Raw genomic sequence first — 23550 nt, 5'->3', positions numbered from 1 at the left:
GCCCGGGCGGTGGACGGCGCGGTGGTCGCCTTCGAGGCCGACGAGTGGGACGGCACCGACGGCACCGGCTTCTATGTTGCTGGACTCAGCGCGTGGGGAACGACCGCTCGGGCGATCCGGTGTACAGCTGCTGGGGGCGGCCGATCTTGGTCTGCGGGTCGAGCTGCAGCTCGCGCCACTGCGCCAGCCAGCCGGGCAGGCGTCCGATCGCGAACAGCACGGTGAACATCCGGGTCGGGAAGCCCATCGCCTTGTAGATGACGCCGGTGTAGAAGTCGACGTTCGGGTACAGGCGACGCTCGCGGAAGTAGTCGTCGGCCAACGCGAGCTCCTCGAGCTCCTTCGCAAGGTCGAGGAGCGGGTCGGTGACGCCCAGGGACGAGAGCACCTCGTCGGCCGCATCCTTGACGAGCTTGGCGCGCGGGTCGTAGTTCTTGTAGACCCGGTGCCCGAAGCCCATCAGCTTCACGCCCTCTTCCTTGTTCTTCACGCGCTCGACGAAACGCGAGACACTCTGGCCGGAGTCGCGGATCTGCCCGAGCATCGTCAGCACGGCCTCGTTCGCACCGCCGTGGAGCGGGCCGGAGAGGGCCTGGATGCCGGCGGAGACCGAGGCGAACTGGTTCGCACCTGTGGATCCCACCAGGCGGACGGTCGACGTCGACGCATTCTGCTCGTGATCCTCGTGCAGGATGAGGAGGAGCTCGAGAGCTTTCGACATCACCGGGTTGACCTCGTACTCCTCGCTGTGCACACCGAAGTTCAGCTTCAGGAAGTTGTCGACGAAGCTCAGCGAGTTGTCCGGGTAGAGGAACGCCTGGCCGACGCTCTTCTTGTGCGCGTACGCCGCGATCACGGGGAGCTTGGCGAGCATGCGCACCATGTTCAGCTCGACGTGCTCCGGGTTGTGCGGGTCGGTCTGGCCCTCGTAGTACGTCGAGAGGGCGGCGACGGCGGACGACAGCACCGACATCGGGTGCGCCGTGTGGGGAAGCGCCGAGAAGAAGCGCTTGAGGTCTTCGTGCAGCAGGGTATGCCGACGGATCTTCTCGTCGAACTCCGCGAGTTCGGAGGCGCTCGGCAGCTCACCGTAGATGAGCAGCCAGGCCACCTCGAGGTAGCTGGTGGAACCCGCGAGCTGCTCGATCGGATACCCGCGATACCGCAGGATGCCCTTGTCGCCGTCGATGAACGTGATCTCCGACTTCGTGGAGGCCGTGTTCACGAAGCCGTAGTCCAGGCCCGTGTACCCCGTCTGGCGCGTCAGGGTCGAGAAATCGATGCTGTCGTGCCCCGCCGTGCCGCGCAGCACCGGGAATTCAGCGGTCGTGTCGCCGATCGTCAACTTCGCCGTCTGGTCTGCCGCTGCACTCACGCGGACCTCCTCGTAGTGTCCGCCCCCGCTCGTCGCGGTGGTGTCGAACAAGATCTTGATCAAGCCTGAACTGGCGATCTCACGGCGCTGAGGCGCCAGGTCGGGTCACGACCGAATCGCCTTTACAGCCTAGTAGTCACACAGGCCTACTGTGACAACCGCCAAACGGAAGACCCCTCCGAGGAGGGAACCTACATATCGGTTGCGCTATCGGTTGCAGCGAGTCGACGCGCCGCCTCGCGGACGTGCGCCGTCGGCGCGGTGAGCGCCAGCCGGACGTGCTGTCCGGACTCGGCACCGTAGAAGGGACCGGGACCGGCGAGGATCCCGAGATCCGCGAGACGCCCCATCGACTCCCAGGCGTCGCGCCCTTCCGTCGCCCAGAGGTAGAGCCCCGCTGCCGAGCCGTCGATACGGAAGCCCGCCACCTCCAGCGCGGGACGCAGGGCGGCGCGGCGGGTGCGGTACAGCTCCTTCTGCGCGGCGACGTGCTCATCGTCTCCGAGGGCGACCGCCATCGCGTGCTGCACCGGTGCAGGCGGCATCAGCCCGAGGTGTTTGCGGGCCGTGAGAAGCTCCCCGACGATTCGTGCGCAGCCGGCCACGAACGCCGCACGGTACCCGGCGAGGTTCGACTGCTTGCTCAGCGAGTAGACGCTGAGCAGATTCGCGCGACTCCCCCCTGTCACCCGCGGATCGAGGATCGAGGGGATCGGCTCGGTCGCCCAGGGGCCGTCCCACCCGAGTTCGGCATAGCACTCGTCGCTCGCGAGCACGGCACCGAGCTCACGCGCACGCTTCACGGCGGCGGCGAGTTCATCCACGGTCCACGTGCGACCGTCCGGGTTGCCCGGGGTGTTGATCCAGATGAGCTTGGTGCCCTCCGGCCAGTCGTCGGGGTCATCTGCGGGGACCGGTGTCGCGCCGACGACCCGGGCGCCGACCTCATACGTGGGGTACGCCACGCGCGGGTGCACGACGATGTCGCCGGCTCCCAGACCGAGCAGTGTGGGCAGCAGGGCGACGAGCTCCTTCGAGCCGATCGTGGGCAGCACGTTGTCGACGCGGAGGTCTGGTACTCCCCTGCGTCGCGCGTACCAGTCCACGATGGCCTCACGCAGGGATGGTGTTCCGACCGTCTGCGGGTAGGCATGCGCGTCCGTCGCCTCGGCGAGGGCACGCCGGATGATCTCGGGGGTCGGGTCGACAGGAGAGCCGACCGACAGGTCGATGAGCCCGTCCGGGTGCTGCTGGGCGCGCTCACGGAACGGGACGACGGCATCCCACGGGTAGTCGGCGAGGTCGCGGACGCTCACGGAACGGGGCCTAGTCGCCCTGTGGCGGGAGGGCGGCGATGATCGGGTGGTCGAACGCGTACACGCCGACCTTGGCTGCGCCTCCGGGCGATCCGATCTCGTCGAAGAACTCGACGTTGGCCTTGTAGTAGTCCTGCCACTCGTCGGGCAGGTCGTCTTCGTAATAGATGGCCTCGACCGGGCAGACCGGTTCGCAAGCGCCGCAGTCCACACACTCGTCGGGGTGGATGTACAACGACCGTTCACCCTCGTAGATGCAGTCAACGGGGCACTCGTCGATGCAGGCGCGATCCTTGACATCGACGCACGGGAGGGCGATCACATACGTCACCCCTCCAGTCTACGACTCGCGCGACTCGGGTTCTTCCGCGACGGCCGCCTCCGTGCGCACGGGAAGGCGACGGAACGAGGGCCAGGCGATGACCAGCAGCACGATTCCGGCCACCAGATAGGTCCAGATCTGACCGGCGAACGATGCGGGCACGACGATGGAGCCGCCCGGGCCCTCACCGGAAATCAGCACCAGCATGCCGATCATCCCGAGACCGGCGGCCACGGCTGCGCCCCTGTCATGGGTGAGGGTGCGCACGGCGACGAGGATGGCCGCGCAGGCGATCGCCGCGACGATCATGCCGATCGGGATCGGGCCCCACATCACGCTGTGACTGATGGTGCCGGCGATGCCGTAGACACCGCCGACCAGGGCGGCAGCGATCCACGACAACACTCTCGACATCCAGCTCACGCGCACCTGTCGATCTTACCGACGGGACGCCGCGGGTCAGGAGCGGCCCCCGCGCGATCAGGCGGCCAGCCCGAAGAGGCGCAGCAAGGCGGCCACCAGGGCGGCCGCCGCGACGACCGCGAGGAACGACTGCCGCAGCCACAGGAGCCCGCCCGCGACCAACAGCGCGGGCATCCGCGCATCCACCGTGATCGCTTGCCCGTCGCCGAGCGCCTGCACGGCCACGAGGGCGGCCAGGAGCGCCACCGTCAGAAGATCCGAGATACGCGCCGTGCGAGGCGCCTCGAGCACGCGCGGAGGTACGAGGTAGCCTGCGGCCTTGAGAGCGAGACAGATCAGCGCCGCGAGGAGAATCGCACTCCACAGACTCATGCGGTCACCTCCGGGCCGGCATCAGAGGGCTCGCCGACAGGTGGTGCCGGACGTCCCATCCAGTTGAACCAGCCGACCACGATCGCGACGACCGCGGCGACGAGCACCGGAAGTCCCGGCATCAGCAACGGAGTGAGAGCGGCGGCGACGACAGCCGCGGCGATGCCCACCGCGATGGCCTGTCGCTGTCGGAGTCGCGGCCAGAGGAGGGCGAGGAACGCCGCGGCCGCCGCCGCATCCAGTCCCCACGTCTTGGGGTCGCCGAGCACATCGCCCACGAGCGCCCCGATCAGGGTGGTGATGTTCCAGCCGACGAAGATGCCGATCCCCGTCACCCAGAAACCGATCCGCCGCAGCCGTGGTTCGCTCTGCGAGATCGCCACCGCCGTCGACTCGTCGATCGTGAAGTGAGCGGCCGCCGCCTTACGCGCGGGCCCTCCCCCGACGATCGGCGACATCCGCATGCCGTAGGCGACGTTGCGCACCCCGAGAAGCGCGGCCGAGGCGATCGCGGAGGGCAGGGCTGCGAGGCCGCCGGCGGTGAAGACGCCCACGAAGGCGAACTGCGATCCGCCCGTGAACATCAGCAGACTCAGCACGCAGGTCTGCCAGACGTCGAGTCCCGATGCCACGGCGAGCGCGCCGAACGAGATGCCGTAGGCGCTGGTCGCGAAGACCACCCCGAGCGACTCACGCCAGACCTCACGCTCCGCGGTCATCACGCTGCCCGCGGATCGCCGTTCGCTTCACTGAACACATGATCATAATTCTGAACACCAACGGACGGATAGTCAAGCGAACGAACGTTTGACATGATGAACACATGGAGGAACTCCGCACACGCATCGCCCGCACCCTGCGCCGGGAGCGAGAGGCAGCGGGCCTGTCGGTGTCCGAGCTCGCTCGACGGGCCGGCATCTCCAAGGCGACCGTCTCCCAGCTCGAGAACGGGTCCGGCAACCCCAGCGTCGAGACGTTGTGGGCCCTCGGGGTCGCGCTCGGCGTGCCGTTCGCCGTCCTCGTCGATCAGCAGGCCAACGCACCGACACTCATCCGCGCCGACGACCTCGCCGGCGTTCCCTCCTCCGCCGCGGCGTACAGCGCGACGCTGTTGTCGGCGAGCCCCCCAGGCGCCCGGCGTGACGTCTATCTGATCCAGGCCGAGCCGGGCGATCCCCGGCGTTCGGACCCTCATCACCCCGGCACTATCGAGCACGTGATCCTGATGGCCGGGCAGGCGAGGATCGGTCCGGCCGATGCACCCGTCCTGCTCGATCCCGGCGACTACCTCACCTATGCCGGCGACGCCCCGCACATCTTCGAAGCGACCGCATCCGGCACCAGCGCCGTGCTCATCTCCGAGCTGCGCTGAACGTCACTCCGGCCCGGCAGCCGGCGACGGGTCGGGGATCTCGTGCGGCCGGTACTCCGGGAGCCGTGAGGCCGGGAGGATCGCCAGCGCGCTGATCCCCGCGAGCAGCAGCAGACCGAGCTTCAGCGTGCCGAGCCGGGACTCCTCATTCAGCACGACGGCAGCATCGATCTGCGCGGGCGTCGCGTCGGTGGCTTCGAGCGCGACGCGGAGGTCGTCGTTGCTGATGAAGTTGAGGTTGTCCATGTCGACCTGGGCGACGAGAGACGGTGGCAGCTCGGGGTGTTCCACGACCGCACGGCCGACACTGAGCCCGAGAAGCGACACCAGCAGCGCGCCGGCAAGGGCCGTGCCGACGGCGGAGGCGAGGTTCTGCGTCGTCCCTCGCAGCGATCCGACGTCGCCGGCGAGCTCGGCGGGGGCCGCGGTCACCAGCACGTTGAACACCAGGGTGACGAGCGCTCCCTGCCCGATGCCGAAGACGATGAGACCGACGATCGTCGGAATCGTCTCCCAGTTGTTGTTCACGACGAACGACAACCACACCAGCGCGACCGTGGTGAGGATGAAGCCGATCACCCCGATCGTGCGCGGCGGGAAGCGCCGGTACAGCCGCACCACGAGTGTGGCCGTCACGACGACGGTGAGGTTGAACGGCATCATCGCCATGGATGTGTCGAACGGCGTCCGCCCCTGCACGATCTGGATGTAGAGCGGGATCGTGAAGTTCACGCACGCTTCCAGGGCGACCACGATGAACATGGCGTACACGGCCGCACGTTCGCGCGACGAGCCGAGGACACTGAGGTCGATCAGAGGCACTTTCCCCTCCGACATCCGTTTCCTCGTCCACAGGAAGAACGCCTGGCCGAGCACCAGGCCGACCACGATGAACACGGGAGCCGGTGACAGTCCGAGCACGCTGAAGGGCGCGTCCCTCGTCGCCGCCACAGCACCCCAGGAGTTCAGGTTGTTGAACCCGAGCGTCAGCAGCACGATCGCCGCGCCGATCAGCAGCGACGCCACGAGGTCGATGCGGATCGAGGCATCACCGCGATCCCCGCGCAGCGTGAAGCTCAGCGCGAAGACCACCACCGCGATGCCCAGCACGATGAAGAACATCGGCCGCCAGCCGACCAGCGTCCCCAGGGTGCCGCCGATCAGGAAGGCGCTGACACCGGAGATCGCGCGCGCGGACCCGATCGCCCCGATGGCGGTCGCCTGCTGCGGTCCGCGGTAGTTCTCGGCGATGAGCGCCACGATCGACGGCACGATGATCGCCGCGGCCGCGCCGGCGACGGCCTGCCCGGCGATGGCCCACCACACGGTGGGAGCGAGGAGCATCATCACCGAAGAACCGGCGAACAGCGCGATCACGATCCGGAAGATGACGACCCAGCCGATACGTTGACCCAGCTTCGCGCCGGTCATCACCAGCGCAGCCACCGCGAGGCCGTACATGACGATCGTGGTGCTCGCGACCGTGGGCGGGACGCCGAACTCACTCACCATGCCGCCGAGGGAGATGGGCAGCGCCGCGACGTTGAACGACATCAGCACCTGCGCGAAGAACAGACTGACCATCGGCAGCCACGAGGTCTTGGCCGGGGTCTGCTGCGTCTGGGTCTCATGCGTCTGGGTCATGATTGCTCCTACGGTGCGGGCGATGGTCCAGGCGCGTCGCTGCGCGTCGGGGCGGAGGCGAACAGGTTCAGCCCCAGCACGCGCGACAGATAGCCGATCGCCATCTGGGATCGGATGGAGTTACCGGCCTCATCGAGGCGCGGCGAGAATCCGGCCACCGCACCCTTGCCCGGGGCGATCGCGACGATGCCTCCGGCGACGCCGGACTTCGCCGGGAGTCCGATCTCGAACAACCAGTCACCGGAACGTTCATACAACCCGGTCGACGCAACGACGGCCAGGGTGTCTCGGCAGACCTCTTCCGAGACCACCCGCTCACCGGTGACGGGGTTCACTCCGCCGTCGGCGAGCGTCGCCCCCATCACCGCGAGATCGTGAGCCGTCACCGTCAGAGCACACTGACGCGTGTAGACGTCGACCACGTCATCGGGATCACCGCTCAGCCGCCCGTAGCTGCGCAGCAGTCTCCCCAGCGCCCGATTGCGGTCGTTCGTCTCCGCTTCCGAGGCATAGACGACGCCGTCGAGGCTCAGCGCACGCCCCGCGAAACTCGAGAGTCCCTCCCGAAGGCGCTCCCACTGCTCGACCGCGGTCCTCCCCGGCATGAGCGCGGTCGTCGCGATGGCCCCCGCATTGACCATCGGGTTCATCGGGTGCCCGTCGTTGAGCTCCAGCGCCATCACGGAGTTGAAGGGAAGGCCCGTGTTGTTCACGCCGACGCCCTCACGGACACGCTCATGCCCGTGCTCCTGTATCGCCAGCGCGTAGACGAACATCTTCGAGATCGACTGGATCGAGAACGGATGCAGGGCGTCACCGGCGTCGTGCAGCCCGCCTCCGACTTCGATCACAGCCAGGCCGAAGAGCTCCGGATCCACCTCAGCGAGCACGGGGATGTAGTCGGCGACGCTGCCCGCGCGCTCCCCCGCGTATCGGGAGTGCGCGTCGCGCAGGATCTCCTCGACACGATCCCACCCCGGCAGAGTGCCGGTGGAGACCTCCTGCGCAACACCGCGCCACGCCGCCGGGTCGAGCACATCTCCTCCTCGGATCCGTGACGCCCCAGCCGTCAGAGTCACCGTAGCGCTCGACGGGCCCCTTCGGCTACAGAATCCTCGGCGACACGACCGGGATCAGTACCAGTCGGTCGCCCGGGAGTGGGACCATGCGCTGCACGGGGTGCCATAAGCATCGGCGATGTACTCGAGGCCCCAGGCGATCTGCGTCGCCGCGCTCGTCTGCCAGTCGGCTCCCGCCGAGGCCATCTTGCTGCCGGGAAGCGACTGTGGGATACCCGTGGCGCCGCTGGGGTTATACGCCTGGTAGTTCCAGCTCGATTCCTTCTGCCACAGGGAGACGAGGCAGGAGAACTGGTCATCGCCCCATCCATAGCGGCTTGACATCTGCTCGCGAGCACTGGCCTTCGCGCCGTCTGGCGTGTTGGCCGCGGCCAGCGCGGCGGCCGCCTGCTGCTCCGCGGCCGCCTGGGCCGCTGCCTGCTCGGCCGCGATCCTCGCAGCGTCCTCCTCGGCCCGCTTCTGCTGTGCGGCGGAGAGCGCGCCCCGAAGCTCTTCGGTGTCGGCGACGACGTTCGCCGTCTCCTCCTCGGCCTTGTCGGCGAGGACGCCGACAAGAAGCACGGGTGTCACCTCGCTGTCATCGAGCTTGTCGATGTCCTTCTCGAGGTCGGAGGTGTCGACGGATGTCACTGCGCCGACATCGAGTCCCGAGGCGGCGACCTCGTCCGTCAGTGTCTCCGCCGCCGCGATGGCATCCTTCGCCTGCGTCAGGGTCGCAGCCGCGTCGTCTGCGATCTGCGCGAGCGGCTCGGCGCCGTCCAGGGCGGGAGCGGTGACGGCGGAAGCGGCGTTCATGGCGCCCACCGCGGGAGTGGAGGCGAGACCGACGCTCAGGGTGATGCCGACGAGCGTGGCCGATGCGACGCCGAGGATGGTCATGGGTCGGTGGGCCGCGGTGCGGGCGGAAGCCGCCGCGGAGGCGCGCCGAAGCGCACGGGTTTTCTGAAGCATGGGTTCGACTTTCGGGTGGTCGTACGCCCTTGCAGGAGACTCATCGGGAGCTCGTCCCAGGCGCAAGTGAACCACTCTGAACCATCAACCTGAACGAAAACCATCCCTCACCTGGGATTTACATGAGAAGAGGGCCCCGTGCACGCCTTTCGGCGACACGGGGCCCTCTCACTCGGAGCGGCTCCGAGCGTGGTCTCAGACGTTCGCGTCCTGGCGCTTCAGGCGAGCGGTCTCACGCGCACGCGTGTTCGCGTCGAGGTTCACCTTGCGGATGCGGACGACCTCGGGGGTCACCTCGACGCACTCGTCGTCACGCGCGAACTCGAGGCTCTCCTCGAGCGTCAGCTGGCGCGGAGGTGTCATCGACTCGAAGGTGTCGGAGCTCGCCGCACGCATGTTGGTGAGCTTCTTCTCCTTGGTGATGTTCACGTCCATGTCGTCGGCGCGGGAGTTCTCGCCGATGACCATCCCCTCGTAGACCTCCTGCGTGGGCTGCACGAAGAACGACATGCGCTCCTGCAGGGCGATCATCGCGAACGGGGTGACGACGCCCTGGCGGTCGGCGACGATCGAGCCGTTCTGACGCGTCGTGATGGAACCGGCCCACGGCTCGTAACCGTGCGAGATCGCGTTCGCGATGCCGGTGCCGCGGGTCGTGGTGAGGAACTCGCTGCGGAAGCCGATGAGGCCGCGCGACGGGACGATGAACTCCATGCGCACCCAGCCGGTGCCGTGGTTGGTCATGTTCTCCATGCGACCCTTGCGGTTCGCGAGCAGCTGGGTGATCGCTCCGAGGTGCTCCTCCGGAGTGTCGATGGTGAGGTGCTCGAACGGCTCGTAGGTCTTGCCGTCGATCTTCTTCGTGACCACCTGCGGCTTGCCGACGGTGAGCTCGAAGCCCTCACGGCGCATGTTCTCGACGAGGATGGCGAGGGCCAGCTCTCCACGACCCTGCACCTCCCACGCATCCGGACGTCCGATGTCGACGACCTTGAGCGAGACGTTTCCGATGAGCTCCTTGTCGAGACGGTCCTTGACCATGCGAGCGGTGAGCTTGTGGCCCTTGACCTTGCCCATGAGGGGCGAGGTGTTGGTGCCGATCGTCATCGAGATCGCGGGGTCGTCGACCGTGATGGCCGGCAGCGGGCGCACGTCCTCGGGGTCGGCGATGGTCTCGCCGATCGTGATGTTCTCGAAGCCGGCGATGGCGACGATGTCGCCGGGACCGGCGGACTCGGCGGGGTAGCGCTCGAGTGCGCGGGTCTTGAGGAGCTCGGTGATACGCGCATTCTGGTGCGTGCCGTCCGCACGGACCCAGGCGACGGTCTGGCCCTTCTTCAGCGTGCCGTTGAAGACGCGCAGCAGGGCGAGGCGGCCGAGGAACGGGCTGGAGTCGAGGTTCGTGACCCAGGCCTGGAGCGGGTGCTCGTCGTCGTACTCCGGAGCGGGAACGTGCTCGAGGATCGCCTCGAACAGCGGCTCGAGGTCGTCATTGTCCGGCAGCGAGCCGTCGGCGGGACGGTTCTGCGATGCGGCGCCGGCGCGGCCGGACGCGTAGACCACCGGCACGTCGAGGAGGGCGTCGACGTCGAGGTCGGGCACATCGTCGACGAGGTCGGAGGCGAGACCGAGCAGCAGGTCGTGCGCCTCTTCCTCGACCTCGGCGATGCGCGCGTCGGGACGGTCGGTCTTGTTGACCAGGAGGATGACGGGGAGCTTCGCCTCGAGCGCCTTGCGCAGCACGAAGCGGGTCTGCGGCAGCGGACCCTCGCTCGCGTCGACGAGCAGCACGACGCCGTCGACCATGGACAGGCCGCGCTCGACCTCGCCACCGAAGTCGGCGTGACCGGGGGTGTCGATCACGTTGATCGTGATCTCCTTGCCCTGGGCGTGCTTGCCCTTGTAAGTGATCGCCGTGTTCTTGGCGAGGATCGTGATGCCCTTCTCACGTTCCAGATCGTTCGAGTCCATGGCGCGCTCATCGACGTGGGCGTGTTCGCCGAAGGAGCCCGTCTGACGCAGCATGGCGTCGACGAGAGTGGTCTTGCCGTGGTCGACGTGCGCGACGATTGCGACGTTGCGGAGGTCAGAACGGAGGGCGTGCGCCATGCAGGTGTCCTAAAAGATGTGGGGTTTCGCCGGGAAGCCGACGTTCCAGGATAACGCAAGCTCAGGGCTTGTTCCTGAAAAGCAGGTCGTAGCATCGAGATCGTGACCCGACCGCAGGCTCCGTGGGACCTCCCCGACCGCTCCCCCGCTCCCTCCCGTGCACGCCTGTGGTGGGAGATCTCGATCGTCCTGGCCCTGGGCCTCGGCCAGTCCGCGGTGTACGCGATCGTGCAGCTCACCTACCGCCTCACCGACGATGTCCCGATCGCCGATCAGGTTGCGAAGCTGAATCCCTCCCGCAGCGATCGGGAGATCTTCGACCTCATCTACCAGGTGCTCGCGATCGGCTTCTCGCTCGTGCCCGTGCTGCTGGTCTGCTTCCTGCTCTGGCAGTCGCGGCGCCCGCATCTCGCGCGGCTGGGGCTGGACGGCACGGGGATCGCGAAGGATGCGGGTCGCGGCGTCCTCCTCGTCCTGGCGATCGGCATCCCCGGCCTCGGCCTGTACGTCGCCGGCCGGGCTCTCGGGCTCACGGTCGCCATCGACCCCGCTGGGATCGACGCCTACTGGTGGACGGTTCCGGTCCTGCTGCTGGCCGCCGCCCGAGCCTCCCTGCAGGAGGAGTTCGTCGTTCTCGGATACCTCTTCGCCCGGCTGCGACAACTCGGTTGGAGCCCCTGGGCGATCATCGTCTCCACGTCGGTCCTGCGGGCCAGCTATCACCTCTACCAGGGGTATCCGGCGTTCATCGGCAACCTCGCGATGGGCCTGCTCTTCGGGTGGCTGTATCAGCGCACAGGGCGGCTGATGCCGTTCCTCGTGGCGCACTTCGTGATCGACGCCGCCGCGTTCGTCGGGTATCCGTGGGCGGCGTCGATGTGGCCGGAGCTGTTCGGGTTGCCTGGCTGACGACGCTCTCGCGCGGAAACCGACACGCCCGAGCGAGAGCCGCGTCATCGACGAGAGCTCCGTTAGCGTCTACGGACCGACCCGCGACGACGCGGTGCCGGATACATGACAGTCAAGGATGATGATTATGAAGAAGAAGCTCTCTGCCCTCGCCGCGACGACGGCGCTCATCGCGGCCGCAGTGTTCATGACCGGTGCACCGGCCTCGGCCGCGACGCAGTTCGGTCCGTACAGCGCGAGCGGCACCTGCAACGCCGACCGCACCGAGATCCTCCTCAACGGCGGAAGCGTAGGACCGTGCTTCCGTTCGACGGTGACGGGAAAGTTCTATTTCTGGAAGTACTGAGTCATTCGAATCATGCGGAAGCGGACGCACACACGGAGGGTGTACCGATGATCAGCCAGAAGATCAAGAAGCGGGCAGCGATGATGCTCGCGGGCGCGGCGCTCGCGGCCGGAGGAATCGTCACCGCATCTGTCCCCGCATCGGCGGGGACCATATGGGGCCCCTACTCGACGAACGCACAATGCCAAGCGGACCGAACGGAGTATCTCTCCACGGGCATGCGCGCGATGCACTGCGTGCGGGAGACAACCGGCCCCAGGATGTGGTACTTCTACGCCTACTGACGCCGGTCCAGGTCATCCGGCGTTGGCGATGACGCTTGCCACGATCGCCCACGCGACGATCGTGGCAAGCGCTGCCAGCGCCGGCACATCCCAGGAACGCCGGATCGGCGCACTCGCGCCATGCCCCGCCGCGGCCTGCCAGCGGTCACGGACGTCGGTGAAGCTGCGCAGCGATGTCGAGACCCTGGTCTCCTCGTCGCGCATCTTGCTGCGTTTCGGCCGCGCGTGTGCCGGTCCGCCCCAGCAGGTGAGCTCCGTGTCGTCGTCGAATGAGAACTTCAGCTGCCACTGGAGATCGATGTCTCGAACCCGGTGCCAGCCGAACTCGGTCCGTCGCAGCATGTTCTGCACGAGCGCACCGTCGTCTCCGATTCGGACCATCGACACGTAGCTGATCTCGTAGACGATCCACAGTCCGAGAAGCACCCACGGAGCGAGCAGCAGTGTCTGCGCCCACCCACCCCGTACGACGGCGTCTCCGAGCAGGAACAGTGCCAGCAGGAGACTCACGATCATGACGACCGAGCCCGAGGACGAGCGGAGAGTCCGCTCGTCCTCGGGAGAGTTCGGCGTCGCCACGATCAGAGGCCGCCCAGGGGGATAGACGCACCGGGGATCGCCTCGAGCAGGCGACTCGTGTACTCCTGCTTCGGGTTCGCGAAGGTCTCGTCGACCGTGCCCTGCTCGACGATCTTGCCGCGCTCCATGACGCAGACCAGGTCGCTCGAGACACGCACCACCGCGAGGTCGTGCGTGATGAACAGGTAGGTGAGCCCGAGCTCGGTCTGCAGGTCGGCCAGCAGCCTGAGGATCTGAGCCTGGACGAGCACATCCAGAGCCGAGACCGCCTCGTCGAGCACGACGATGTCGGGCTTCAGCGCCAGAGCGCGCGCGATCGCGACACGCTGACGCTGTCCACCCGACAGCTCGCTCGGATAGCGCGTGGCCAGATCCTGCGGCAGCGACACCTGATCCAGCAGCTCGCGCACGCGCTCACGCCGCGACGTTCGGTCGCCCACCCCGTGGATCTCGAGCGGTTCCGCGATCGTGTTCTCGAGGTTGCGCAGAGGATCCAGGGAACCATACGGGTCCTGGAACACCGGCTGCATGCGACGACGAAGGCCGAACGACTGCGCGCGGGAGAACCCGGACACGTCCATGCCGTCGATCTCGATCGATCCCGACGTGGGGTCCTCGAGCTTGAGGACCATCTTGGCGACGGTCGACTTGCCCGAGCCCGACTCGCCGACCAGAGCCAGCGTCTTCCCGCGAGGGATCTCGAACGACACGTCGTCGACAGCCCGGAACATCTCGCTGCGGAACCCGCCCTGACGGATGCGGTAGTCCTTGGTGAGACCCGCCACCCGCACGGTCGGCGGGATGTCCGCGAGGTCGTCGAGCGTCTCCACTCCGCGGTCCTCGACCACGGCCTGGATGCGCTGCGACGCGACGCTCGGCGCTGCGGCGACCAGGCGCTTCGTGTAGGGATGCTGCGGATTCTGCAGGATCTCCTTGCTCGGGCCCGACTCCACGATCGTGCCGTTCTGCATCACGATCAGCCGCTCCGCGCGCTCGGCCGCGAGACCGAGGTCGTGGGTGATCAGCAGCATGGAGGTTCCGCGGTCACGCGTCAGGCTCGCCATGTGATCGAGGATCACGCGCTGCACGGTGACGTCGAGCGCCGACGTCGGCTCATCCGCGATCAGGAGCCGCGGGTCTGCAGCCAATCCGATGCCGATGAGCGCACGCTGACGCATTCCGCCGGAGAACTGGTGGGGGAACTGACGCAGCCGCTTGGCGGCGTCGGCGAGCCCCGCCTGCTGGAGCACCTCGATCGCGCGGGCACGGACCGCAGCACGGCCCTGGGCGAGACCGTTCGCACGAACCGCCTCCTCCACCTGGAAGCCGATGCTCCAGACGGGGTTGAGGTTCGACATCGGGTCCTGCGGCACATAGCCGATCGCCTTGCCGCGCACCCGCTCCATCTCGCGCTCGGAGAGGGTCGTGAGCTCCTGCCCCTCCAGAGTGATGCTGCCGGAGGTGATCCGCCCGGTGCCCGCGAGGAGCTTGATGATCGACGTCGCCGCCGTCGACTTGCCCGAACCGGACTCGCCGACGATCGCGACCGTCTCTCCCGCCATGACGTCGAAGCTGATGCCGTGCAGGACCTGTCGTGTGCCGTTCTGCGTGTCGAACGCGACCGTGAGATCGCGAACGCTCAGCAGCGGAGCTGTCGATTCGTTCATCGGCGTGCCCTCGCCCTCGGGTCGAGGGCGTCTCGGATGAGCTCGCCCAGGAGGATGAACGCGAGCACCGTGATGGTGAGCGCGATCGACGGATAGATCAGTGCCATCGGCGCGACGCGCAGGGAGCGCTGAGCCTGGCTGATGTCGTTGCCCCAGGACATGACGTCGCTGCCGAGCCCGACACCGAGGAAGCTCAGAGTCGCCTCGGCGACGATGCCACCGGCCAGAGCCAGAGTCGCCAGCACGAGCAGCGGAGCGAAGGCGTTCGGGATCACGTGCGACAGGAGGGTGCCGAAGCGCCCCTTGCCGAGCGCGGCCGAGGCCATCACGAAGTCCGCCTGCTTCACCCTGAGCACTTCCGCCCTGACGACGCGCGCCGTGGCAGCCCACGCGAACCCGCCGATCGCGAGAGCGAGCGTGAAGACGTTGCGGTACTGCGAGAACACCGTCATCACGACGACCGCCGCGAGGATGTAGGGGATCGAGAAGAAGATGTCGCCGATGCGGGAGAGCACCGCGTCGAGCCATCCGCCGTAGTAGCCGGCGAATGCGCCCATGATCAGTCCGAGAGTCGAGCTGATGATGGTGGCCAACAGGCCGACGCTGATGGACGTGCGCGAGCCCCAGACGATGCGCGACCAGATGTCGCAGCCCTGGAACGTGTAACCCAGAGGGTGTCCGGCAGCCGGTCCCGCGTTGGAGTTCGCGAGCTCGCACTGGTTGTTCGGAGGCGTCTGCGTGAAGAGCGTCGGCCACAGGGCCATCAGCAGGATGAGCGCGACGATTCCGAGGGAGATCCAGAACGACGGGCGGCGGCGCAGATCGGTCCACGCATCCCGCCAGAGGCTGGCGGGCTTGCCTTTGACGTTGATGGCATCCGTCGGCGGCTGTTCGGCCACCACCGGTGCGACGTAGTGGGTGGGACGGTCACTTGACATAGCGGATCCTCGGGTCGAGCAGCCCGTAGAGCAGGTCCACGAGCAGGTTGACGAGAACGTAGATGATGACGAACACCGTCACGAACGACACGATGGTCGGTCCTTCGTGCCTCAACGTCGCCTGGAACAGGGTCTGGCCCACGCCGGGAATGTTGAAGATGTACTCCGTCACGGTCGCTCCGACGAGGAGCACACCGAAGTTCGTCGCCGAGTTGGTGATCACCGGGATCAGGGAGTTGCGCAGCACGTGCACGGGGATCACGCGGTTGCGCGACAGCCCCTTGCCGTACGCCGTGCGCACCCAGTCCTGGTTGAGGGTGTCGAGCACCGAGCCGCGCATCAGACGCATGCTGGTCGCATACAGGCTCAGCCCCAGCACGATGGCGGGAAGCCACAGATCGCCCCAGTCGTTCTGACCACCGACCGTCGGACGGAACCAGCCCAGCTTGATGGCGAGGAAGTACTGCGCGAGGAAGGCGACGACGAAGATCGGCATCGACAGGAACACGAGCGAGACGATCAGCGATGCGTGATCGAAGAACTTGCCCTTGCGGAGCGCGGAGAGCGTTCCGATGATGATCGCGAGCGTGAACTCGATCGCGATCGCCATGATGGCCAGGCGCCCCGTGATCGGGAGCGTCCGCGCGAGGACGGTGCTCACGGACTCACCGGAGAACGTCGTTCCCATGTCGCCCTTGAAGACGCCGGTGATGTAGTAGAAGTACTGGACGAGGAACGGGTCGTCCAGGTGGTACTGCGCTCGGATCGTGGCGAGCAGCTGCGGGCTCGGCGGTTTGTCACCGAAGAGCGCCGCGATCGGGTCACCCGGCATCAGGAAGACGAGCGCGTAGATGAGAAGCGTCGCACCGAAGAAGACCGGGATCAGCTGGAGAAGTCGCCGCAGGGTATAGGCGAGCATCCTTGCTCCTTTCGTGGAGTCGGAGTCAGCCGGAGTGCACGACGCGAGGCGGTGACGTCGCCGCCACCGCCTCGCTGCCGTTCACTCCAAGGACCTACTCGGCCTTGGTGATCTCGTAGTAGAGCGGAACAGAGTTCCAGCCGACGGTGACGTTGTCGACCGAGTCGCCGAAGCCGCCGATGGAGTTCTGGTACCAGAGCGGGATGACGGGGAGGTCGTTGAAGAGGATCTCCTGGACCTTCTCGTATGCCGCGTTGGCGTCGTCAGCACTCGTCGCCGCTGCACCCTCTGCGAGCAGTGCGTCGACCTCGGGGTTGGAGTAGTCGCCGTCGTTCGACGATGCGTCCGTGCCGTACAGCGGCTGCAGGAAGTTGTAGACCGCGGGGTAGTCGCCCTGCCATCCGGAACGGTTCGCCGTCTGGATCGTGCGCTTGCCGGCGTCGTCACGAGCGTTGACCGCTGCGCGGAGGGTGGCGAGGTCGACGTACGGTGCACCCGACGCCTCGATGCCGAGCGTGTTCTTCAGCGAGTTCGAGACCGCGTCGACCCACACCTGGTGTCCACCATCGGAGTTGTACGCGATCTGGAAGGTACCGGACCACGGGGAGATGGCGTCAGCCTCGGCCCACAGCTCCTTGGCCTTCTCCGGGTCGAACTTCAGGACGTCGGACCCGGGAACGCTGTCGCTCCAGCCGTCGATGACGGGCGTGGTGAAGTCACTCGCAGGGGTACGCGTGTCGGCGAAGATCTTGCTCGTGATCTCGTCGCGGTTGATCGCCAGCGAGATGGCCTGGCGGCGCAGGGTGCCCTCTTCGCCCGAGAAGTGCGCGAGCTGGCCACCGATGGTGAACGACTGGAAGATCGCAGCGGGCTGGTTGGTCGCCCGCTCGCCGAGCTCGTCCTCGAAGACCGCGAGGGAAGCCTCGGGGATCTGGTCGATGACGTCGATGTTGCCACCGAGAAGGTCGGCGTATGCGCCCTCGGGAGCCGTGTAGAACTTCAGCGTGAGGCCGCCGTTCTGCGCGACGCGCTCACCCTTGTAGTCATCGTTCTTGACCATGTCGATCTGGACGTCGTGCTGCCAGGCACCGTCCTTGGCGAGCATGTACGGACCGTTGCCGATCGGGTTCTCACCGAAGGCGTCCATGTCCTCGAAGGCCACGTCGGGCAGCGGGTAGAACGCCGAGTAGCCCAGGCGGGTCACGAAGTCCGAAGCGACGTCGCTGCTCAGGTCGATCGTGAAGGTCTGGTCGTCGACCTCGGTGAGACCGGTCAGCTCGGAGTCGGCGTCAGCGTTGAAGCCGACGATGTCGGCGAACCACGACTGGTTCAGCTGCGCGTTGGAGAGCTGCGCGCCGTAGTTCCACGCGTCGATGAAGTTGTGAGCGACGACATCTTCACCGTTGGTGAACTTGTGGCCCTCCTTCAGCTTCACGGTGACCTTGTTGGCGGCGTCGACCGTGATCGACTCCGCCATGTCGTTGACGAGGGCGCCGTCGCCGTCGTAGAAGGCCAGGCCGGCGAAGATCGAGTCGAGGATCTTGCCACCGCCGACCTCGTTGGTGTTGGTCGGGATCAGGGCGTTCTCCGGCTCACTGCCGTTCGCCGAGATGATGGCCGACGTCGAGCCCTTGGAGCCCTCGTCACCCGAGTCGTTCCCGCCTGCACAACCGGCCAGCGCCAAGGCGCCGATCACGAGCAGAGCGCTGCCCGCGAGGGCAATCCTGTTTCTTTTCACTTTTCGTCCTCCTGTGGACAGTGCTGAGTCTGCGCGCTCACCATCGAACACGCAGGGATACCTGAGCGTAACCCGCCGCTTCGTCCAGCGCCGCCTTCAGCTAACGAACTGTTACTGAGTGGTGACCATCTGTAACACCGGGGAAACACCGCGAAACAGAAGACGGTGTCGCGCTCCCACACGGAAGCGCGACACCGTCTGCTCAGATGAGCACGCAGCTCAGGCGAAAGCCTCCACCGGCGGGCAGGCGCACACGAGGTTCCGGTCGCCGTACGCCTGGTCGATGCGGCGTACCGGCGGCCAGTACTTGCCGGCCACCAGCGCGTGCACGGGATAAGCGGCGTGCTCCCGCGTGTAGGCGTGGCTCCACTCCCCCGCGATGAGCGACACCGCGGTGTGCGGCGCGTGCACCAGGGGGTTGTCGTCCGCGGGCCAGCGGCCGGCGGCCACGGCTTCCGCCTCGGCCTTGATCATGACCATGGCCTCGATGAAGCGCTCGATCTCGTCGAGATCCTCCGACTCGGTCGGCTCGACCATGAGGGTGCCCGCGACGGGGAACGACATGGTCGGTGCGTGGAAGCCATAGTCGATGAGGCGCTTGGCCACGTCGTCGACCGTGATGCCGGTCGCCTCCTTGAGCGGACGCAGATCGAGGATGCACTCGTGCGCGACGCGGCCGTTCTCACCGGTGTACAGCACCGGGAAGTGGCTGCCGAGGCGCTCGGCGATGTAGTTCGCGGAGAGCACGGCCGCCGCGGTGGCGCGGCGCAGTCCGTCGGCGCCCATCATGCGCACGTACGCCCACGAGATCGGCAGGATGCCTGCGGAACCGTAGGGAGCGGCGGAGATCACTCCCCCGTCGAACGTGTAGCCGCCGAAGTGCTCGGCGCTCTGCGCGAGCGGGTGCGAGGGGAGGAACGGCGCGAGGTGCGACTTCGCCGCGACCGGCCCGATGCCGGGGCCGCCACCACCGTGCGGGATGGCGAACGTCTTGTGCAGGTTGAGGTGCGAGACGTCGCCGCCCAGGTCGCCGAAGCGCGCATAGCCGAGCAGCGCGTTGAGGTTCGCGCCGTCGACGTACACCTGTCCACCGGCGTCATGCACGGCGGCCGTGATCTCGACGACCTGCTCCTCGTACACACCATGCGTGGACGGGTAGGTGATCATCAGGGCCGAGAGGTCGTCGGCGTGCAGGGCGATCTTCGCCCGCAGGTCGTCGAGGTCGACGTTGCCGAGTTCGTCCGTCGCGACGACGACGACCTTCATGCCCGCGAGCACGGCCGAGGCCGCGTTCGTGCCATGCGCCGACGAAGGGATGAGGCAGACCGTGCGGTGCACGTCGCCGTTCGCGTGGTGGTAGCCGCGGATGGCGAGGAGCCCTGCCAGCTCACCCTGCGAACCGGCGTTCGGCTGCAGCGAGACCGCGTCGTAGCCCGTGACCTCGGCGAGCCAGCCCTCGAGCTGGTCGATGAGCTCGAGGTAACCCTGCACGTCGGCCGCCGGAGCGAACGGGTGGATGCCGGCGAACTCGGGCCAGGTGATGGCGGCCATCTCGGTGGCGGCGTTGAGCTTCATCGTGCACGAGCCGAGCGGGATCATGCCGCGATCGAGAGCGTAGTCGCGGTCCGAGAGGCTCTTCAGATACCGCATCATGGCGGTCTCCGAGCGGTGCGAGTGGAAGACGGGGTGCGTCAGGTAGTCGTCCTGACGCCGCAGGTCTTCGGGGAGCGCCCGCAGCTTCTCGTTGCCGAAGAGGCCGAACGCCCGCTCGTTCTTGCCGCCGAAGACCATGGCGACCTGGTGCAGCTCGCCGAGCGTGGTGGTCTCGTCGACCGCGATGCCGACCGTGTCGGCGTCCGCGACGTGCAGCAGGATGCCGTAGCCGTCGTGCGCCTGCGCGGCGTACTCGGCGGCACGTCCGGGAACACGCACCTGCAGCGTGTCGAAGAAGTTGGCGTGCACGATCTCGACGCCGGCCTCGGTCAGCCAGTCGCGCAGCAGCGCGGCCTTGGCGGTCGTCTGGGTCGCGATCTCGCGCAGCCCGTCGGGGCCGTGGTAGACCGCATACATCGAGGCCATGACGGCCAGCAGAACCTGGGCGGTGCAGATGTTCGACGTGGCCTTCTCACGACGGATGTGCTGCTCACGAGTCTGCAGTGAGAGCCGGTAGGCGGGCTTGCCGTCGGCGTCCACCGACACGCCAACGAGCCGACCGGGGAGCTGTCGCTCGAGGCCCGAGCGGACCGCCATGTACCCGGCGTGCGGGCCACCGAAGCCCATCGGCACGCCGAAACGCTGGGTCGTACCGACCGCCACGTCGGCCCCGAGGGAGCCGGGCGAGGCGATCAGGGTGAGAGCCAGCAGGTCGGCGGCCGCGACGGCGAGAGCTCCGGAGAGGTGCGCGGCGTCGAAGACGGCCGACGGATCCCAGACCCGTCCGGACGCGCCGGGGTACTGGACGAACACGCCGAACAGGTCGGCGGGCAGCTGCTCCCCCGCGGCGAAGTCGACCGTGACGATGTCGATGCCGAGGGCTTCCGCGCGGGTGGCGAGCATCGCCCTGGTCTGCGGGAGCGTGTCCGCGTCGACCGCGAACACGGTCGATGCCGACTTCGACGCACGGCGGGAGAGCAGCATCGCCTCGACGACCGCGGTCGACTCGTCGAGCATGGAGGCGTTGGCCGTCGTGAGCCCGGTGAGCTCTGCGACCATCGTCTGGAAGTTGATGAGCGCCTCCAGGCGCCCCTGGGAGATCTCCGGCTGGTAGGGCGTGTACGCCGTGTACCAGGAGGGGTTCTCCAGTACGTTGCGCTGGATCACCTGCGGCGTGATGGTGCCGTAGTAGCCCAGGCCGATCATCGGTCGGTTCACGGTGTTGCGCGACGCGAGCACCCGCAGCTCGGCGAGAGCCTCGGTCTCACTCGCGGCGGACGGGATGCGCGATGGCGCGTCCGTGGCGTCGGACGACGGGCCGGTGTAGATCGACGCGGGCACGGCCTGGCGCATGAGCGCCTCGACCGGGCTCAGCGCGGATTCGGCTCCGGCGGTGTCGAGACCAAGGGCGGCGAGCATCGTGCGCTGCGCGGCATCCGTGGGTCCGATGTGACGATCGGCGAAAGTGACCACAGGCGAATCAGCCCTCCGTGAGTGCGACGTAGGCGTCGCGGTCGAGCAGTCCGTCGAGCGCGCCGGCGGCGACGCTGACCTTGAGCAGCCAGCCGCCCTCGAACGGCGCCGCGTTGACGAGCGACGGGTCATCGACAGCCGCGTCGTTGATCTCGACGACGGTGCCGGAGACGGGAGCGTAGAGCTCGCCGACCGACTTCGTCGATTCGATCTCGCCGACGACCGCTCCCGCGGTGACCTCGGTGCCGACGGCGGGAAGCTCGACGAACACGACATCGCCCAGCTTCTCGGCGGCGTAATCGGTGATGCCGATGGTCACGGTGTCGCCGTCTGCGGCGATCCACTCGTGCTCTTCGGTGTAGTGGAGTGCGGCGAGGTCGGTCATTTGGTCCTCCGATAGAAAGGCAGGGCGGTCACGGTCGCGGGGATCTTGGTTCCCCGCACATCAAGGAATACTGCTGTTCCCTCTTCGGCGGAAGAAGGGTTCACGTAGGCCATCGCGATCGGATGACCGAGCGTCGGGCTGAGAGCGCCGCTCGTGATCTCGCCGAGCACCGAACCGTGTTCGTCGACGACGGCGTATCCGGCGCGTCCCGCGCGCTTGCCTTCGGCGACGAGTCCGACCAGCACAGGTGCGTCCGAGACTTCGGTCGACTCCTCGGCGGCGGAGAGCGCGTCCTTTCCGACGAAGCTCTCCTTCGCGGTCACGACGACGCGCCCGAGGCCCGCCTGCGAGGGGCGGGTGTCGCGGCTCAGCTCGTGCCCGTAGAGCGGCATCCCGGCCTCGAGGCGAAGGGTGTCGCGCGCGGCGAGACCGGCCGGAACGAGGCCGTGAGGTGCTCCGGCTGCGAGCAGAGCGTCCCAGAGCGAGGCCGCGTCGTCGGCGGCGACCAGCAGCTCGAAGCCGTCCTCGCCGGTGTAGCCGGTGCGCGCCAGGAGGAGGGGCTTCCCGGCGTAGCTCGCGGACGCCCAGGCGTAGTACTTCTGCTCGGCCCAGGGAATGCTCACGTCGGTGATGTCGCCGGTCGCGGCGAGGATGGCTTCGGCGTTCGGACCCTGCACGGCGATGAGTGCATAGGAGTCGGACACGTCTTCGACGTCGACACCGCGGTCGCCGAGGAACCCCGCGAAGCTGCGCTCCTCGCCCGCTGCTCGAGGGGGGAGGTCGCGCTCGACGAGCGACGGGAACTCACGGACGCGTTTCGCGAATGCCGAGTCGACGAAGCCCCGGTTGCCGGCGTTCGCGATCACGAGGTAACGGTCCTCGGCCAGTCGGTATGCGATGACATCGTCGATGATGCCGCCGGACTCGGCGAGCAGGAGCGAGTACTTCGCCTTGCCGACCGGCATAGCCGAGATGCGACCGGCCAGTGCGTAGTCAAGGAATGCGGCTGCGGCTTCGCCCGTCACCAGGAACTCGGCCATGTGCGAGATGTCGAAGATGCCTGCGCTCTGGCGCACGGCGTGGTGCTCGGCGAGGTCTGACGTGTAGCGCACCGGCATCTGCCAGCCGCCGAAGTCGGTGAACGATGCGCCGAGCGCCTCATGGCGTTCACGCAGCGGGGTGTAGCGGGGGTCGGACATGGAGTTCTCCCGGGCTGTGTCGGGCGGAACGGCGGCATCGTCGCTCCTCGGAACTCCCCCTCTGTCATAGGCCTGAGAGCTTCACCCGTGCACAGAGGCGGGGCTTTCACCGTCGGCGGATCCGCAGTGTTGCGGGATCGCTTTTCAGAGTGGCCGGAACCGCGCGGTACGCGTACCTGAGAGATTGGCGGGGAGGCTTGCTCCTTCGGTGCCCGGCTGCGTTCGCCGGGGCTCTCCCGCGTGGGTCATTCGGCCTGTCTTCAGTTGTGCGTTCAGTCTAGCCGGTTGGATCCTCGCTGCCGGACCCTCCGGAACGGCGTTCGAATCGCGCGAATGGTCCCGCTCTGGGCTCAGAAGCGACCATTCACGCGATTCGAAGGCGAAGTGGCGGCCGTCAGTGGGCGATGCCGAGTTCGGTGCGGACTTCGTCGCGGAGGCGGCCGAGGTTGTCGGGCTCGGGCGCCGCGCCGAGGAGTGTCTTCGTGTATTCGTGTTGC

Annotated in this window: 22 protein-coding genes and 1 riboswitch; of the genes, 4 read left to right on the top strand and 18 right to left on the bottom strand. The window is 67.4% G+C overall.

What is annotated here, in order from left to right; all coding sequences use genetic code 11:
• Nucleotides 1-85: 85 nt before the first annotated feature.
• From ACFVWL_RS18930 to ACFVWL_RS18905, 6 genes are all read right to left on the bottom strand, one after another.
• Nucleotides 86-1375, bottom strand: coding sequence for a citrate synthase (locus tag ACFVWL_RS18930; protein WP_046398932.1), 1290 nt, complete (start codon nucleotides 1373-1375; stop codon nucleotides 86-88).
• Nucleotides 1376-1566: 191 nt separating this feature from the next.
• Nucleotides 1567-2691, bottom strand: a complete 1125-nt coding sequence (dapC, locus tag ACFVWL_RS18925) for a succinyldiaminopimelate transaminase (RefSeq protein WP_387186212.1) — start codon at nucleotides 2689-2691, stop codon at nucleotides 1567-1569.
• 10 nt (nucleotides 2692-2701) lie between these two features.
• Complete coding sequence (gene fdxA, locus ACFVWL_RS18920) at nucleotides 2702-3022, bottom strand: ferredoxin (RefSeq protein ID WP_387186209.1); 321 nt, start codon at nucleotides 3020-3022, stop codon at nucleotides 2702-2704.
• A 9-nt stretch (nucleotides 3023-3031) separates the two neighbouring features.
• Complete coding sequence (locus ACFVWL_RS18915; protein ID WP_387186206.1) at nucleotides 3032-3442, bottom strand: histidinol dehydrogenase; 411 nt, start codon at nucleotides 3440-3442, stop codon at nucleotides 3032-3034.
• A 51-nt stretch (nucleotides 3443-3493) separates the two neighbouring features.
• Nucleotides 3494-3808: an AzlD domain-containing protein gene (locus ACFVWL_RS18910; protein WP_387186203.1), complete on the bottom strand. Its 315-nt coding sequence runs from the start codon at nucleotides 3806-3808 to the stop codon at nucleotides 3494-3496.
• Entirely contained in the window at nucleotides 3805-4527 is a 723-nt protein-coding gene (locus ACFVWL_RS18905; protein WP_387186201.1) for an AzlC family ABC transporter permease, read from the bottom strand. Before ACFVWL_RS18905 ends, ACFVWL_RS18910 begins: the two co-directional genes overlap by 4 nt.
• 104 nt (nucleotides 4528-4631) lie before the next feature.
• Here ACFVWL_RS18905 and ACFVWL_RS18900 point away from each other — a divergent pair, with 104 nt between their 5' ends.
• Nucleotides 4632-5180 (top strand): helix-turn-helix domain-containing protein, encoded by a 549-nt coding sequence (locus ACFVWL_RS18900; RefSeq protein ID WP_387186199.1) that lies wholly within the window; start codon nucleotides 4632-4634, stop codon nucleotides 5178-5180.
• Nucleotides 5181-5183: 3 nt separating this feature from the next.
• On the opposite strand, the gene ACFVWL_RS18895 is transcribed toward ACFVWL_RS18900, so the two are convergent.
• The 4 genes from ACFVWL_RS18895 to typA all read right to left on the bottom strand — a co-directional run bounded on the left by ACFVWL_RS18895 (nucleotide 5184) and on the right by typA (nucleotide 10963).
• Entirely contained in the window at nucleotides 5184-6824 is a 1641-nt protein-coding gene (locus tag ACFVWL_RS18895; protein WP_387186196.1) for an MFS transporter, read from the bottom strand.
• Between the two features lie 8 nt (nucleotides 6825-6832).
• The gene (glsA, locus tag ACFVWL_RS18890) at nucleotides 6833-7861 is read right to left on the bottom strand and encodes a glutaminase A (protein ID WP_387186193.1); all 1029 of its coding nucleotides are present in this window, start codon (nucleotides 7859-7861) and stop codon (nucleotides 6833-6835) included.
• A gap of 96 nt (nucleotides 7862-7957) precedes the next feature.
• Complete coding sequence (locus ACFVWL_RS18885) at nucleotides 7958-8854, bottom strand: phospholipase (protein WP_387186190.1); 897 nt, start codon at nucleotides 8852-8854, stop codon at nucleotides 7958-7960.
• A 195-nt stretch (nucleotides 8855-9049) separates the two neighbouring features.
• The gene (gene typA, locus ACFVWL_RS18880) at nucleotides 9050-10963 is read right to left on the bottom strand and encodes a translational GTPase TypA (RefSeq protein ID WP_387186188.1); all 1914 of its coding nucleotides are present in this window, start codon (nucleotides 10961-10963) and stop codon (nucleotides 9050-9052) included.
• A gap of 102 nt (nucleotides 10964-11065) precedes the next feature.
• On the opposite strand from typA, the gene ACFVWL_RS18875 reads away from it, so the two are divergent.
• The 3 genes from ACFVWL_RS18875 (at nucleotide 11066) to ACFVWL_RS18865 (ending at nucleotide 12502) form a co-directional block, all read left to right on the top strand.
• Entirely contained in the window at nucleotides 11066-11872 is an 807-nt protein-coding gene (locus ACFVWL_RS18875) for a CPBP family intramembrane glutamic endopeptidase (RefSeq protein WP_387186186.1), read from the top strand.
• Nucleotides 11873-11999: 127 nt separating this feature from the next.
• Nucleotides 12000-12218 carry a hypothetical protein gene (locus ACFVWL_RS18870; protein WP_387186183.1) on the top strand — a complete coding sequence of 73 codons (219 nt, stop codon included), beginning with the start codon at nucleotides 12000-12002 and terminating at the stop codon, nucleotides 12216-12218.
• Nucleotides 12219-12265: 47 nt separating this feature from the next.
• Nucleotides 12266-12502, top strand: a complete 237-nt coding sequence (locus tag ACFVWL_RS18865) for a hypothetical protein (RefSeq protein ID WP_387186180.1) — start codon at nucleotides 12266-12268, stop codon at nucleotides 12500-12502.
• Nucleotides 12503-12514: 12 nt separating this feature from the next.
• Here ACFVWL_RS18865 and ACFVWL_RS18860 read toward each other — a convergent pair whose 3' ends face one another.
• The 8 genes from ACFVWL_RS18860 to ACFVWL_RS18825 form a co-directional block, all read right to left on the bottom strand.
• Nucleotides 12515-13081 (bottom strand): PH domain-containing protein, encoded by a 567-nt coding sequence (locus ACFVWL_RS18860; protein ID WP_387186177.1) that lies wholly within the window; start codon nucleotides 13079-13081, stop codon nucleotides 12515-12517.
• A gap of 2 nt (nucleotides 13082-13083) precedes the next feature.
• Complete coding sequence (locus tag ACFVWL_RS18855) at nucleotides 13084-14748, bottom strand: dipeptide ABC transporter ATP-binding protein (protein ID WP_387186174.1); 1665 nt, start codon at nucleotides 14746-14748, stop codon at nucleotides 13084-13086.
• Nucleotides 14745-15686, bottom strand: a complete 942-nt coding sequence (locus ACFVWL_RS18850) for an ABC transporter permease (RefSeq protein ID WP_387186171.1) — start codon at nucleotides 15684-15686, stop codon at nucleotides 14745-14747. Before ACFVWL_RS18850 ends, ACFVWL_RS18855 begins: the two co-directional genes overlap by 4 nt.
• A complete protein-coding gene (locus tag ACFVWL_RS18845) occupies nucleotides 15676-16605 on the bottom strand; it encodes an ABC transporter permease (RefSeq protein ID WP_124895175.1) in 930 nt (309 codons plus the stop codon). Before ACFVWL_RS18845 ends, ACFVWL_RS18850 begins: the two co-directional genes overlap by 11 nt.
• A gap of 94 nt (nucleotides 16606-16699) precedes the next feature.
• Entirely contained in the window at nucleotides 16700-18343 is a 1644-nt protein-coding gene (locus tag ACFVWL_RS18840) for an ABC transporter substrate-binding protein (RefSeq protein WP_387186168.1), read from the bottom strand.
• A gap of 219 nt (nucleotides 18344-18562) precedes the next feature.
• Nucleotides 18563-21415, bottom strand: coding sequence for an aminomethyl-transferring glycine dehydrogenase (gene gcvP / locus ACFVWL_RS18835; RefSeq protein WP_387186215.1), 2853 nt, complete (start codon nucleotides 21413-21415; stop codon nucleotides 18563-18565).
• Nucleotides 21416-21476: 61 nt separating this feature from the next.
• A complete protein-coding gene (gene gcvH / locus ACFVWL_RS18830) occupies nucleotides 21477-21854 on the bottom strand; it encodes a glycine cleavage system protein GcvH (RefSeq protein WP_046749583.1) in 378 nt (125 codons plus the stop codon).
• Entirely contained in the window at nucleotides 21851-23053 is a 1203-nt protein-coding gene (locus ACFVWL_RS18825; protein ID WP_387186164.1) for a glycine cleavage system aminomethyltransferase GcvT, read from the bottom strand. Before ACFVWL_RS18825 ends, gcvH begins: the two co-directional genes overlap by 4 nt.
• Nucleotides 23054-23207: 154 nt before the next feature.
• Nucleotides 23208-23302, bottom strand: a riboswitch (glycine riboswitch).
• Nucleotides 23303-23550 lie beyond the last annotated feature (248 nt).

It is taken from the genome of Microbacterium sp. NPDC058269 (assembly GCF_042881445.1).
GTDB lineage: Bacteria > Actinomycetota > Actinomycetes > Actinomycetales > Microbacteriaceae > Microbacterium.
The sequence above is the reverse complement of the archived record's forward strand: the minus strand, read 5'-3'. Positions and strand labels throughout refer to the sequence as shown.

Bases quoted from the DNA above. Each gene is read 5' to 3' on its own strand.
- ACFVWL_RS18910 (WP_387186203.1), bottom strand. From the start codon at position 3,808: ATGAGTCTGTGGAGTGCGATTCTCCTCGCGGCGCTGATCTGTCTCGCT.
- ACFVWL_RS18905 (WP_387186201.1), bottom strand. From the start codon at position 4,527: ATGACCGCGGAGCGTGAGGTCTGGCGTGAGTCGCTCGGGGTGGTCTTC.
- ACFVWL_RS18900 (WP_387186199.1), top strand. From the start codon at position 4,632: ATGGAGGAACTCCGCACACGCATCGCCCGCACCCTGCGCCGGGAGCGA.
- ACFVWL_RS18895 (WP_387186196.1), bottom strand. From the start codon at position 6,824: ATGACCCAGACGCATGAGACCCAGACGCAGCAGACCCCGGCCAAGACC.
- ACFVWL_RS18885 (WP_387186190.1), bottom strand. From the start codon at position 8,854: ATGCTTCAGAAAACCCGTGCGCTTCGGCGCGCCTCCGCGGCGGCTTCC.
- typA (WP_387186188.1), bottom strand. From the start codon at position 10,963: ATGGCGCACGCCCTCCGTTCTGACCTCCGCAACGTCGCAATCGTCGCG.
- ACFVWL_RS18870 (WP_387186183.1), top strand. From the start codon at position 12,000: ATGAAGAAGAAGCTCTCTGCCCTCGCCGCGACGACGGCGCTCATCGCG.
- ACFVWL_RS18865 (WP_387186180.1), top strand. From the start codon at position 12,266: ATGATCAGCCAGAAGATCAAGAAGCGGGCAGCGATGATGCTCGCGGGC.
- ACFVWL_RS18855 (WP_387186174.1), bottom strand. From the start codon at position 14,748: ATGAACGAATCGACAGCTCCGCTGCTGAGCGTTCGCGATCTCACGGTC.
- ACFVWL_RS18850 (WP_387186171.1), bottom strand. From the start codon at position 15,686: ATGTCAAGTGACCGTCCCACCCACTACGTCGCACCGGTGGTGGCCGAA.
- ACFVWL_RS18845 (WP_124895175.1), bottom strand. From the start codon at position 16,605: ATGCTCGCCTATACCCTGCGGCGACTTCTCCAGCTGATCCCGGTCTTC.
- gcvP (WP_387186215.1), bottom strand. From the start codon at position 21,415: ATGCTCGCCGCCCTTGGTCTCGACACCGCCGGAGCCGAATCCGCGCTG.
- gcvH (WP_046749583.1), bottom strand. From the start codon at position 21,854: ATGACCGACCTCGCCGCACTCCACTACACCGAAGAGCACGAGTGGATC.
- ACFVWL_RS18825 (WP_387186164.1), bottom strand. From the start codon at position 23,053: ATGTCCGACCCCCGCTACACCCCGCTGCGTGAACGCCATGAGGCGCTC.